The organism is Streptomyces sp. NPDC059142 (genome assembly GCF_042755665.1).
Classification (GTDB): Bacteria; Actinomycetota; Actinomycetes; order Streptomycetales; family Streptomycetaceae; genus Streptomyces.
Genome location: NZ_JBHZDA010000110.1, coordinates 1 through 11452, shown reverse-complemented (window position 1 = coordinate 11452; position 11452 = coordinate 1). Strand labels below are relative to the sequence as shown.

At 76.4% G+C, this 11452-nt stretch carries 12 protein-coding genes; 5 read left to right on the top strand and 7 right to left on the bottom strand.

Annotated features, from left to right (window positions below):
• Positions 1-118: 118 nt before the first annotated feature.
• The 5 genes from ACFXPK_RS28485 to ACFXPK_RS28465 form a co-directional block, all read right to left on the bottom strand.
• Entirely contained in the window at positions 119-478 is a 360-nt protein-coding gene (locus ACFXPK_RS28485; protein WP_385079937.1) for a VOC family protein, read from the bottom strand.
• A 66-nt stretch (positions 479-544) separates the two neighbouring features.
• The gene (locus ACFXPK_RS28480) at positions 545-1354 is read right to left on the bottom strand and encodes a methyltransferase domain-containing protein (RefSeq protein ID WP_385004785.1); all 810 of its coding nucleotides are present in this window, start codon (positions 1352-1354) and stop codon (positions 545-547) included.
• A gap of 72 nt (positions 1355-1426) precedes the next feature.
• Entirely contained in the window at positions 1427-2209 is a 783-nt protein-coding gene (locus tag ACFXPK_RS28475) for a VOC family protein (protein ID WP_385079933.1), read from the bottom strand.
• A gap of 8 nt (positions 2210-2217) precedes the next feature.
• Entirely contained in the window at positions 2218-2802 is a 585-nt protein-coding gene (locus tag ACFXPK_RS28470; protein WP_385079931.1) for a GNAT family N-acetyltransferase, read from the bottom strand.
• A gap of 59 nt (positions 2803-2861) precedes the next feature.
• On the bottom strand, positions 2862-4361 hold the full coding sequence (locus tag ACFXPK_RS28465) for a bifunctional phosphatase PAP2/diacylglycerol kinase family protein (RefSeq protein WP_385004781.1): 1500 nt from the start codon (positions 4359-4361) through the stop codon (positions 2862-2864).
• Positions 4362-4615: 254 nt separating this feature from the next.
• Here ACFXPK_RS28465 and ACFXPK_RS28460 point away from each other — a divergent pair, with 254 nt between their 5' ends.
• Positions 4616-5833, top strand: a complete 1218-nt coding sequence (locus ACFXPK_RS28460) for an aminotransferase class I/II-fold pyridoxal phosphate-dependent enzyme (RefSeq protein ID WP_385004779.1) — start codon at positions 4616-4618, stop codon at positions 5831-5833.
• 50 nt (positions 5834-5883) lie between these two features.
• On the opposite strand, the gene ACFXPK_RS28455 is transcribed toward ACFXPK_RS28460, so the two are convergent.
• Positions 5884-6642: a DedA family protein gene (locus ACFXPK_RS28455; RefSeq protein ID WP_385079954.1), complete on the bottom strand. Its 759-nt coding sequence runs from the start codon at positions 6640-6642 to the stop codon at positions 5884-5886.
• Positions 6642-7433: an MBL fold metallo-hydrolase gene (locus ACFXPK_RS28450; protein WP_385079928.1), complete on the bottom strand. Its 792-nt coding sequence runs from the start codon at positions 7431-7433 to the stop codon at positions 6642-6644. The genes ACFXPK_RS28455 and ACFXPK_RS28450 overlap by 1 nt, the downstream gene beginning before the upstream one ends.
• Positions 7434-7681: 248 nt before the next feature.
• On the opposite strand from ACFXPK_RS28450, the gene ACFXPK_RS28445 reads away from it, so the two are divergent.
• The 4 genes from ACFXPK_RS28445 (at position 7682) to ACFXPK_RS28430 (ending at position 11382) form a co-directional block, all read left to right on the top strand.
• Positions 7682-8089: a hypothetical protein gene (locus ACFXPK_RS28445; RefSeq protein WP_385004775.1), complete on the top strand. Its 408-nt coding sequence runs from the start codon at positions 7682-7684 to the stop codon at positions 8087-8089.
• 309 nt (positions 8090-8398) lie between these two features.
• On the top strand, positions 8399-10588 hold the full coding sequence (locus tag ACFXPK_RS28440) for an alkaline phosphatase family protein (protein ID WP_385079953.1): 2190 nt from the start codon (positions 8399-8401) through the stop codon (positions 10586-10588).
• A gap of 92 nt (positions 10589-10680) precedes the next feature.
• Positions 10681-11076, top strand: a complete 396-nt coding sequence (locus ACFXPK_RS28435; protein ID WP_385004773.1) for a hypothetical protein — start codon at positions 10681-10683, stop codon at positions 11074-11076.
• 84 nt (positions 11077-11160) lie between these two features.
• Positions 11161-11382, top strand: coding sequence for a hypothetical protein (locus ACFXPK_RS28430; RefSeq protein WP_385079924.1), 222 nt, complete (start codon positions 11161-11163; stop codon positions 11380-11382).
• Positions 11383-11452: the final 70 nt, after the last annotated feature.

The following is an 11452-nucleotide window of genomic DNA, read 5'->3' as shown; positions in this document are numbered from 1 at the left end:
TCGCGCGCCCCGCGGGGGGGGCGGGGTGGGCCCCCCCGCGGGGGCGCCCGGGTGCGGGGGCGCCCGCGCGGCCCCCGCGGCCCCCCCCCCCGGCGCCCGCCCCCCCCACGTCGCCCGGTCAGGCCGCGGGGACCACCTTGCGGTCGGCGTACTCGAAGATCGAGCCGTCGGGGTGGACGGCGATCAGATTGCGCCCCGCCGGCGTCGGCACCGGTCCGGCGACGACCCGGGCGCCGCTCCCGGTGAGCACCGTGAGCGTCTCGTCCACGTCCTTGACCGCGATGGTGGCCTGCACCTTGCGCAGGACGTCGATCTCCGAGGCCGGACCGCTCATCAGGAGGAAGCAGCCGACGGCGGCGACCGAGACCCCGCCGCGCTCGAAGCGGAGCGCGGGGCTTCCGGTGAGACGTTCGTAGAACGCCACCGACGTCTCCAGGTCGTCGACGCAGATACGCAGCGTGGTTCCCATGATTTCCATGCCCGTCAGGTTAGTTGGCCGGGCGCGAGGAAGGGAGTGAGGGGCGCGGCGACCGGGCCCGGGTGTTCAGGCGCGACAGCGGATCTCGCCGTGGGGGACCATGAACCAGGCGTCCTCCGCCTCGCCCCACTCCCGCCACGCCGCGGAGATCTCCGCGAGCTGTTCGCGCGTCGCGTGTCCGCCGTCGACCGCCCGCCGCGCGTAGTCCGACGCGACCGTACGGTCCGCCCACAGCCCGCTCCACCACGCGCGCTCCTCGGGCGTGGTGAAGCACCAGGTCGTGGCGGTCGCCTCGATCTCGGTGAATCCGGCGCGCCGCGCCCAGGAGAGCAGCCGGCGCCCCGCGTCGGGCTCCCCGCCGTTGGCGCGCGCCACCCGGCGGTACAGCTCCAGCCAGCCGTCCAGCGCCGGTACGGCGGGGAACCAGGCGAAGGCGGCGTAGTCGGAGTCCCGCGCCGCGACCGTCCCGCCGGGCCGGCAGACCCGGCGCATCTCGCCCAGGGCCCGGACGGGGTCGCCGACATGCTGGAGGACCTGGTGGGCGTGGACGATGTCGAAGGAGTCGTCGGGGAAGTCCAGGGAGTGGACATCGGCGACCGCGAAGCGGACGTTGGTCACGCCCGCGGCCTCCGCGGTCGCGCGCGCCGTGTCGAGGACGGCCTCGGAGGCGTCGACGGCCGTCACCGTGCCCGGCGCGACGAGCGCGGCCAGGTCGGCGGTGATGGTCCCGGGCCCGCACCCCACGTCCAGCACGTCCTGCCCGGACCGGAGTTCGGGCAGGAGGTAGGCGGCGGAGTTGGCGGCCGTGCGCCAGGTGTGCGAGCGCAGCACGGACTCGTGGTGCCCGTGGGTGTAGACGGCGGTCTCCTTCGGCATGGCCGGACTCCCTCTCGTGAAGTGGTCCGGCCACGCTACGCCTCCATGTCGCATGATGAGACATGCGTCTTGCTATGCGGACCATCTGATGGGTGCCCCGTCGGCGGCGGAACCGAGCGGCCGTATGCCGAGCCCGTCGATCACCGTGGTGGGCGGGGCGCCCTCCACGAGCAGCAGCGCGGTGATCGCGTCGGCGTCCCCCTCGGCGAAGTGCACCGCCCCGAGCGGCAGTTCGACCACGGTGGCCGACGCGCCGGGCCCCAGGCCGAGCAGTCCGCGCAGCCAGGCGGCGGACGCCACCGGGTCCGGGGTCTCGACCAGGACGCCGGCGAGATCGTGCGGGCCGCGGTTCACCCGGCCCGGCGCCGAGTACCGGGTCAGGATCGTGTGGCGGTCCGGCGTGTACGTCACGAAGAACGGCGCCCACGGCGGCACGTCCCGCAGGATCGCCTCACGGAACGAAACGGGCGATCCCTCCGGCGCGAAGCTCAGCAGCTCCACGGTGTGCCCCCGGGCGCGCAGCCGGTCCGTCGTGGCGGCGACGTCGCGCACGTGGACGCAGAAGTTCAGCGCGCCGCCGCCCCGGGCGACGAGCGCGTCGACACGCGGCTGCCAGCCGCGCATGGCCCTGCCGTACGGCGAGTCGTGGAAGACGGCCCGGTCCACGACGCTCGACAGCTCGATGTAACGGGTGTCGAGCCGCCACGCGCCGTTGCGGTAGCCCAGATGCGGCCGGTTGGCGTGGGCGGGCAGTCCGGCCCGGGTGTAGGCACGGGCGGCGGACTCCACATCCGGTACGCAGTGCACGAGATGGTCGAACTCGGGCTGCTCGGACAGGGGTGACTCCGGGGACACGGCGCTCCTCAGGTGGGTGGGGTGGGCCCGATCCTCTCCCATTCCTCGCGCGTCAGTCCGTACGCGACATCGCCCCGCTCCGACCCCTCGATCGTCTCCGGCCACTCCTCGAAGAAGGTGTGGAGGTACCGCAGCCCGGCCTTCTCCAGTACCCGCCGCGACCCGGTGTTGACGGTCATGGTCTGCGCGGTCACCCGCTCCGCGCCCAGCACGGTGAAGGCCGTACGGACCAGGGCGCGCGCCCCCTCGGTGGCGTACCCCCGGCCCCACGCGGCGCGGCGCAGCCGGTAGCCCAGCTCCGGGGCGCGCCAGTCCGGTCCGTCCCCGGGGCCCGGTCCCGGGCGGGGCTCCAGACAGAACCAGCCGAGCCACTCGCCCGTGGCCCGCTCCTCGGCCGCCCGGAACCCCGGGCCCAGCAGCCTCGGCAGGGTCGTACGCCGGACCGTGTCCGGGGAGACGGGCCGGCCGCCGTCGATGAACCGCCGTACGCCCGGGTCGTTGTCCAGCGCGACGACCCGGGCCACCTCCGCCTCGTCGTCCGTGAAGGGGCGCAGGCGCAGCCTGCCGGTCTCCAGGACGTGTTCCATGGCCATCCCGGTGATCCTCGGCCGCGCGCCCGGGGGCTGTCCAGCGGATATCCCCGGCGGGGCCGCTACAGCAGCGCCTGCGGCCGGTAGACCGTCAGCGCCTCGATCGCCTTGTCCAGCGTCAGCTCCCGCGGCGCCTCGGCCACTTCACCGTCGAACGCGAGCCGGGTCCCCGGGGCGATGTTCTTGATCCGCACCCGGCGCATCCGGACCGCCGCGTGGACGGGCGAACGGCTGAGCGGGCCGGCCAGCGCGGCGGCGAGCAGGCGTACGCCCGGCGCCCGGCCGCCGTGCACGATCCGCAGATCCAGCAGTCCGTCGGCCAGATTCCGCCGGTGGCCGGGGGTGGGACCCATCTGCTCGTAGATCCCGTTGCCCGCGAACAGCAGCCACAGCGACCGCCGCCTGCCCTCGAACTCGGCGTCGATCTGGTGCTCGCCGCGCAGCACCCGCGCCGCCGCCAGCACCCCGGCGGGCCAGCCGCCGATCCGCGGCGCCCACTGCTCGCGCACCCGGACCAGCTCCGGGTAGACACCCAGGCTGAAGGTGTTGACGAAGTGGCCGGGCGCGCCCTCGTCGGGCCCCGGGGTGAATCGGCCCAGATCTATCCGTACGGCGTCACCGGCCGTCAGCGCCCGGCAGGTGTCGTGGACGCTCTCGATGCCCAGGTCGTACGCGAAGTGGTTGAGCGTGCCGCCGGGGAAGACCGCCAGCGGCAGGGCGTGGCGCACGGCGACCGACGCGGCCCGGTTTATCGTGCCGTCCCCGCCGAGGACACCCAGCGCGAGACAGTCGCCCGCTGCCTTCTCCAGCTCCGCGTCCACCTCCTCCGGCGCGCAGAGCACGACCTGTGCGAAGGGCAGCGCCTCGCGCACCAGCTCCGCCGAGTCCGAGGACCCCGAGGCGCGGTTGGCGACGACGGTCAGCCCCCGGCCGCCGGGCAGCGCGGGCGCCTGGGTGTGCGGCCGTCCCGGGGCGGGCAGTTGCGAGCGCGTCGGCACCAGCCCCCGTACCGCGTAGGCCGCCCCCACCCCCAGCGCCGCGCCCACCAGGACATCGCTCGGATAGTGCACGCCCGTGTAGACCCGGGAGAGCGCCACGGCGGCGGCCACGGGCGCGACCGCGGCGCCCCACCCCTTCGACTCCAGAGCCACCCCGGTCGCGAACGCCGCCGCCGAGGCCGCGTGCCCCGAGGGGAAGGACGAGGTGAACGGCTGCCGCTTGAGCCGGCGCATCACCGGGACCACGTCGAGCAGCGGGCGCTGCCTGCGCACCGCGCGCTTGCCCACCGTGTTGATGGCGGCCGAGGCCAGGGCCAGCGACGCCACGCCCCGCAGCGCCGCCCTGCGCGAGCGCGCGCTGCCGCCCAGCGCGGCCATCCCGGCCGCCGCCCCGAACCAGATCAGCCCGTGGTTGGCGCTGCGGCTCAGCCGGGGCAGTACGGGGTCGGCGCCCGGCCAGTGCCGGTCGGCGACCGCCCGGAAGGCCCGGTCGTCCCAGGATTCGAGCAGCGCGGCGATCCGGGCGCGGCTGACGACGGAGGCGGAGGCAGCGGTGTTCGGCATGGCACGCGGGTACCCCGGCGAGGACGGATCAAGCCGACCGGCCGGGACGGCGGACGGCCCCGGCGCGGCGGCCCGGGCGGACCGGCGGGCGGACAGCGCGTCGAACGGCGAGCGGGACGGCGAGCGGGGCGAGGAGCGGGGCGACGGGGTGGCGGAACCCGAGAAGCGCACAGGGACAAACCTCCGTATAAAGGGCTCAAGATAGCGGGCTCACGGGACGGACCGGCCCACGGGCCGCCACGGAGGTGGCGCATATGCGGCGGACGGCTCCCGAGGGCCGTGGTCCCGTACGCTACGGCCCGCCCGCCCCCGAGGCGGGACTGCCCGCCCTGCCCGAGCTGACCGAGGCGTGCGCGGCGGCGGCCGGGCGGACCGAACCCGAGCCCCCGGGCGGCGGCGCGGTCCTCCGGGAGGCCGCCTGCGGCTACTGGTCCCGCCGCGGACTGGCCGGCGGCCTCGACGACGTGGCCGCCGCGCCCGGCGCCCAGCCGCTGCTCCTCGCCCTGCTCGCCGCGTACGGCGGCGACGTGCTGATGCCCCGGCCCTGCCCCGCCTGGTGGACACCGCAGGCCCGGCTGCTGGCCCGGCCCGCCTACCATGTGCCGTCCCCGCCCGACGCGGGCGGCGTGCCCGACCCGTACGCCCTGCTGGAGACCGTCCGGCGGGTCAGGGCGGAAGGCGGCGTCCCGCGGGTGCTGCTGCTCTGCCTCGCCGACGACCCCACCGCGACCGTCGCCCCGCCCGAAGCGGTCCGCGCGGCCTGCGAGGCGGCGATCGCCGAAGGGCTCCACATCATCAGCGACGAGACCTGGAGCGACACCCTGCACCGCCCGCACGAGACGGTGCTGCTCAGCCCGGCCCGGATGTGGCCCGACGAGGTCACCGTCGTCTGCGACGCGGTGGGCTCGCTCCTCCCGGCCGCCTGGCCCATGGCCCTCGCCCGCTACCCCGCGACCCCGGCCGGGGCCGCCCTGCGCGCCAGGACCCTCGACATCCTCACCGCGCTCGGCGCGTTCGTCGCGGGCCCCGTCGCCGCTGCCGCCGCCCACGCGCTGGACGAACCGCCGGCGGTCACGGCGCGGGCGCGGGACGCCGCCGCGCTGTACGGACGGATCGCCGGGGCCGCCCACCACGCGGTGCTCGCCTCCGGCGCCCTCGCACGGCCTCCCCGGGCGGGCCGCCACCTCTACGCCGATCTCGGGCCGCTGCGCCCCCGGCTGGCCGCGCTCGGCGTCACCGACTCCCTGGAGCTGGAGAACCATCTCGGCGCGCGCCTGGGGACCGCCACCCCGGGCGGCCACCGGTTCGGCGAGGAGCTGGGCGCCCTGCGGGTGCGTCTGCCCACGGGACCGCTGCTCGGGGCGGGCCCGGAGCAGCGTCTGGAGTCCCTCACCGCGCCGGAGCCCCTGGAACTGCCGCAGGTGGCGCGGGCGCTGGAGGACTTCGCGGCGGTCTTCGAGGAGCTGCGCTGACGCCGCGGGACCGGGGCGCCACCGGACCGGGGCACCCCCGGCCGGGCGTGTCAGGGCCTGCCGCCCTCCGGGCCGGGATGCGGTTCGGCGCCCGGCAGGACCTCGGCGCCCGTGAGCCGGTCCGGCTCCGTACGGCCCGTACGGTGCGTACCGTCGGAGCCGTCGGAGTCTTCCGTGGACCGCGTACGCCGCCGCACCCTGCGCCAGAGCGCCGGGCCGCCGCTGACCAGCACCGTCAGCACCACCGCCGCGAGCACGCCCTCCCACGGCTCGGCGAACAGCGAGCCGCCCGCCACCCCGATGAGCTGGTACGTCGCCGCCCAGGCCAGACACGCCGGCACATCGCCCCGGGCGAACCGGCGCAGCGGCCACTCCCCGACGAGACAGGCCAGCATCACCGGAATCCGCCCCGCGGGCACCAGCCGGGACAGCACCAGCACCGTCACCCCGCGCTCCCGCAGCTTGCGCTGGGCCTGTTCGAGCCGGTCCGGCGGAGCGTTCCTGCGCAGCGTCGTCAGCCACCGCGAACCGTTCTTCGAGCCGACCCCGCGCCGCCCGAGCCAGTACAGCGCGACATCGCCGAGAAACGCCGCACCGGACGCCACGAGGAAGAGGAGGACCATCGAGAGCGCCGGGACCGGCGAACTCTGATGGAACGCCACCACCGCCGCCGTACTCACCACCGCCCCCGTCGGCACCACCGGCACCAGCGCACCCAACGCCACCAGCAGAAACACCGACGGATAGCCCACGGCCTGCTGGGTCGACTCGGGAGGCAGCACCGAGAGCTGGGCCAGGAACCGGTCGATCACCGTACGGCCTCCGGCCGCGCGCTCTCGCCGTGCCGCAGCAGATGTACGGCCACCTCGGGCGCGACCCGCGCCGCCTTGCGTACGAACTCGTCGCCCGGCGCGTAGAACTCGTGCGGCCGGACCCCGTCGAAGCCGATCGGCCAGTACGTGCCGTAGTGCACCGGCACCGCCGCGCTCGGCGCCAGCCGCGCCAGCGCCTGGGCCGCGCGCCCCGCGTCGAGATGCTCGGGCCCGAGATGCGGCCCCCAGCCGCCGACCGGCAGCAGCGCCACATCCACCGGCCCCACCGACTCCGCCATGGTGTCGAAGAGCCCGGTGTCGCCCGCGAAGTACGTCCGCGACTCGCCGGTGATCACATAGCCGAGCGCGGGGGAGCGGTGCGGTCCGACCGGCAGCCTGCGCCCGTCGTGCAGCGCGGGCACCGCCCTCACCCGTACCGGACCGATCTCCACCTCGTCGCCCGCGCCCACCTCCGTGATCCGCAGCCCCGCCGGATTGCGGCGCGCGTCGAGCCGCCGCAAGCCGGGCACCGACCGCGCCGCGTCGCGCGGCACGATCAGCCGGGTGCCCGGCCTCAGCCTGGCCAGCGAGCGCAGATGGAGGTGGTCGGAGTGGAGATGCGAGACGAGCACCGCGTCCGCGACCCCCGCCTCGGGCGGTGGTACGGGGCCGAGGCGCCGGCGCAGATGTGCGAGCCGGCGCACGAACACCGGGTCCGTCAGGATCCGCACCCCGGAATCCTCGACCGTGCAGGTGGCATGGCCCCACCAGGTGATGACAGTTCCCAACCCGACCTCAGCTCCGTCCGCCCGGCGCGCACGGGGGCGCGGGGTCTCCCGCTCCCCACCCGGGGTTGCTCCTCGCCCTCAGCGTACGGCCGCCACCCGTGCGGGCGAACGGGGTGCGCCCGGCCGCGCGCCTCCGACCGCCCCGTGCGCGCCTGCCTCACGAAGGCGCGCGCGGGTTAGGGTCTGCGGAACGAAGGCGGGCCCCGGGGGACGGGCCCGGGGGTGCTCGGGGGGAGCGGGGGAGCGGCATGGGCGAGGTACGCGTGACGGCGATCGCCAGCCTGACACCGCTGGAGGAGCTGGACCGCGACCCCTTCCTGGTGGACACCCACGGCCAGCACCTGATGTGCGCGCGCTGGGCCGCCGACAAGGGCTACACCGTCACCCGCCAGCTCTACTTCTACCGGCTGCGCCCCGACCACTGCGGGCTGTGGACCGACGTCGAGGACGGGCTGGTCGACCTCTTCGTCGCCGCCAACGACCGGGTGCTCGACCGGGCGTTCACCTCCGTCCCCGCCTTCGCCGCCGAGTGCGAGCGCCGGGGCGTACGGCTGGAGACGGCCGGCCTGGACGAGCCGTGCTACGACGCGGCGCGGAAGGCGGAGGTCCACCGCAGGCTCTCGATTCCGGCCAGGGCGCGCCCCGCGGCGCGGTGATCCACCGGGCCCCGGGACGCGGGGGCCCGCGCGGCGCTGTGCGAGGCTGGGTGCCGGGCCCGTGAGCCGTACGGGCCGGACGTGAGGTGAAGGCGGAGTGGTGACGACCCGGTGCACGACAGCGAGCGGGCGCCCGGTGCCCCGCGCCGCGTCCCTCCCGCACGCCGGAGCCGGAGCCGGAGCTGGAGTCGCGTGAAGCCGTCCGCCGCCCCACGCACCGCCGCGCCCCGGGCCGTCAGGGGGCGATGGCGCACGACCGGCAGGGCCCTGCTGCGGGTGATCCTCGTCTGGGCGGTGTCCACGGTGACGATGCTGGCGCTCGCCGGCATCCTGCCCGACTTCGAGCTCCAGTCCGCCGACGGGGACAGCCCCACCAGGATCGCGGTCACCGCGGCGTGGGGCGCGGGCGCCTTCGGTCTGCTCGGCGCGCTGGTGTGGCCGGTGCTCGTACGGGCGCTGCTGCTCGTCCCCGCGCTCGTCCTCGGGCTGCTGGTGTTCTTCCTCAACGGCTCGCTGCTGCTGATCGCGCTGCGGCTCATCCCGGACGGCCGGGGCGCCGCCGACCCGCAGACCGCCGTGGTGGTCGCCGCCGTGATGTCCGCCGTCGCCTCCGCGACCGCCACCGGGCTCGCGGTCGGCGACGACGAGGCGTACCGGCACCGGCTCTCGCGCCTCGCCGACCGCCGGCGGCGCAGACGCGGCCGGGGCGGCGACACCGGCCGGAGCGACGTGCCCGGCACGGTCTTCCTCCAGCTCGACGGGGTGGGCCACCAGGTGCTGCTGGACGCCGTCGCCGCGGGGGACGTGCCGCATATCGCGAGCTGGCTGGGGGAGCGCCCCACCCACCGGCTGACACCGTGGCGCACCGACTGGTCCAGCCAGACCGGGGCCAGCCAGCTCGGCATCCTGCACGGCTCCAACCACGACGTCCCCGCCTTCCGCTGGTACGAGAAGGACAGCGGCCGGGTCATGGTCAGCAACCGGCCCGCGAGCGCCGCCGAACTCCAGCGCCGGGCCATCGAGCGCACCGGCGACGGCGGACTGCTCACCCTCGACGGCGCCAGCCGCGGCAACCTCTTCAGCGGCGGCGCCGACCAGCTCGCGCTGGTGCTCTCCATCGCCGCCCGGCGCGCCCGGACCAACCGCTCCCGCGCCGGCTACTTCGCGTACTTCTCGGACCCGGCCAACGCCGTACGTACGGTGGTCTCGTTCGTCTCCGACGTCTGCCGCGAGATCGGCCAGTCCACCCGGGCGCGGCTGCGCGGCGACCGGCCGAGGGTGGGCCGCGGCGGGCTGTACCCGTTCATCCGGGCCTTCGCGACCGTCGTCGAGCGGGACGTCGTGGTCGCGGCGGTGCTCGGCGACATGCTGGCGGGGCGGACCGCCGTCTACGCCGACCTGGTCGCCTACGACGAGGTCGCGCACCACTCGGGGCCGCACAGCCGGGACGCCGCGCGGGTCCTCGCCCGGCTCGACCGGTCGGTCGGCCTGATCGCCCGGGTCGCCGAGCACGCACCCCGCCGCTACCGGATCGTGCTCCTCTCCGACCACGGCCAGAGCCCGGGAGAGACCTTCGAGGGCGCGTACGGGCTCACGCTCAAGGACCTCGTGCGGGCCGGGTGCGGACTGCCCGTCTCCCGGCGGGCCGAGCGGACCAGGAGCGGCGCGGAGGCGCGCGACGCGGCGCGCCACGCCGTCCTCGGCGCGCTGCACCGGCCGGAGCGCACCGACGACGACGGGGCGGAGCCCGCGCGCTCCTCGGAGCCGGTCGTGCTCGCCTCCGGGAACCTCGGTCTGATCTCCTTCCCCGACGTGCCGGGCCGGATGAGCCGGGAGGCGATCGACCGGCGCCACCCGGCGCTGCTGCGGACGCTCGCCAGCCATCCGGGGATCGGCTTCCTGCTGGTACGGAGCGAGGAGCACGGCTCCGTGGTGCTGGGCCACGGCGGCGTGGAGGTTCCCGTGGACGCGCTGGCCGACGACGGGCCGCTGGCGGGGATGGGGCCCGGCGCGGCCGACGCCGTGCGCCGCACCGACGGTTTCCCCCATGTCGCGGACATCATGGTCAACTCGATGTACGACCCGGGGACGGGCCGGGTGCACGCCTTCGAGGAGCAGATCGGCTCGCACGGCGGGCTCGGCGGCGAACAGGCGTGGCCCTTCCTGCTGTCGCCGCTGGTGCTCAGCGCGCCGGTCCCCGACCGCGGTGAACTCGTCGGCGCGGAGCAGGTGCACGCCGTGCTCCGGCGGTGGCTCCGCGAGGGCGGCGGGCCTCAGGTGCCGCTCGGGGCGGAGGGGACGCCGGTGGCGCGGGGGGCGGCACCGGCAGAGGGGACGGCCGCGACGGAGGAGGCCGCGGTGACGGCCCTCACGGCGCCCGGCGCGGGCTCCGGCGACGCCGGCGACACCCCGGTCCGTGCCGGGTCCGGCGCCGACGACGAGGCGAATGCGCTCTCTGCCGGAGCACGCACGACCGAGAACGAGCGGGACCCGGCGTAGCGCGCGTCCCCCGTGCGAGCGGTTTCCGCCGGTAGCAGGACCGGGCCCGGCCGCGCATGGGCAGGGGTGGCATGTCCCAGGAGGTCATGCCCATGCGCTGTGCCCCGCCTCTCGCCCCCCGCGCCGCGGCCGCGCACGCCGCCGCCGTGCGCCGGGCCGTGGTGGTGGGGCTGCTGGTACTGATCGCCCTCCTGGGGATCTCGCTCGCCTCCTGCTCCGCGACCGCGCGGGCCGCCGAGCCCGTACCGCCCGCCTCCGGCGCCCCGGACCCGGGCGGCGAGGGAAGCGGCGAGGGGCAGCAGGACACCGCCGAGACCGACCAGCACACCGACCCCGCCAGGACCGAGCGTCCGGCGAGGGCCCGGATGGAGCCGCCGGACCTTCTGGTGCCGGCCGCCACGAGGCCGTCCCCGAGTCCGAGCCGTGGCGTCCTCGCGGGGACGCCACGGGTGACGGGCCCGACGCGCTGTGCGGTGCTGCGCTGCTGACAGGACGGGCACCCGCGCGTCCCCGGGGAACTCCCCCCCCGCCCCGTTCAGCAGCCTCCACCCCCTTCACGTGAGGACACAGCCATGCCCATCGACGCCTTCGCCGCCCTCAACGCCCTGATCCGCGCGGAGGCCGCGCGCGCCGAGACTCCGAAGCCGCGCCGCCGCTCCCCGCGCCCGAGTACGTCCGACCCCGCCGCCCCCGAACTCGTCCCGGCCGCCGAACGGGCGTCCGCGGAACGGTCGTCCGTCGAACGGACGTCCACGGAAGGGGAACCCGGCGAGAGCGGTACGGCGGCGAGCTGATCGCCCCCGGACCCCCCGGGGGGGGGGCCGGCCCCCGCCGGGGCCCCCCCCCCCACCCACGCCGCCCCCC

What these genes read in the sequence shown, in the direction of transcription:
- ACFXPK_RS28430 (WP_385079924.1), top strand. Translation starts at nt 11,161, where the DNA reads ATGCCCATCGACGCCTTCGCCGCCCTCAACGCCCTGATCCGCGCGGAG.
- ACFXPK_RS28460 (WP_385004779.1), top strand. Translation starts at nt 4,616, where the DNA reads ATGCGGCGGACGGCTCCCGAGGGCCGTGGTCCCGTACGCTACGGCCCG.
- ACFXPK_RS28445 (WP_385004775.1), top strand. Translation starts at nt 7,682, where the DNA reads ATGGGCGAGGTACGCGTGACGGCGATCGCCAGCCTGACACCGCTGGAG.
- ACFXPK_RS28480 (WP_385004785.1), bottom strand. Translation starts at nt 1,354, where the DNA reads ATGCCGAAGGAGACCGCCGTCTACACCCACGGGCACCACGAGTCCGTG.
- ACFXPK_RS28485 (WP_385079937.1), bottom strand. Translation starts at nt 478, where the DNA reads ATGGAAATCATGGGAACCACGCTGCGTATCTGCGTCGACGACCTGGAG.
- ACFXPK_RS28470 (WP_385079931.1), bottom strand. Translation starts at nt 2,802, where the DNA reads ATGGCCATGGAACACGTCCTGGAGACCGGCAGGCTGCGCCTGCGCCCC.
- ACFXPK_RS28435 (WP_385004773.1), top strand. Translation starts at nt 10,681, where the DNA reads ATGCGCTGTGCCCCGCCTCTCGCCCCCCGCGCCGCGGCCGCGCACGCC.
- ACFXPK_RS28440 (WP_385079953.1), top strand. Translation starts at nt 8,399, where the DNA reads ATGCTGGCGCTCGCCGGCATCCTGCCCGACTTCGAGCTCCAGTCCGCC.
- ACFXPK_RS28465 (WP_385004781.1), bottom strand. Translation starts at nt 4,361, where the DNA reads ATGCCGAACACCGCTGCCTCCGCCTCCGTCGTCAGCCGCGCCCGGATC.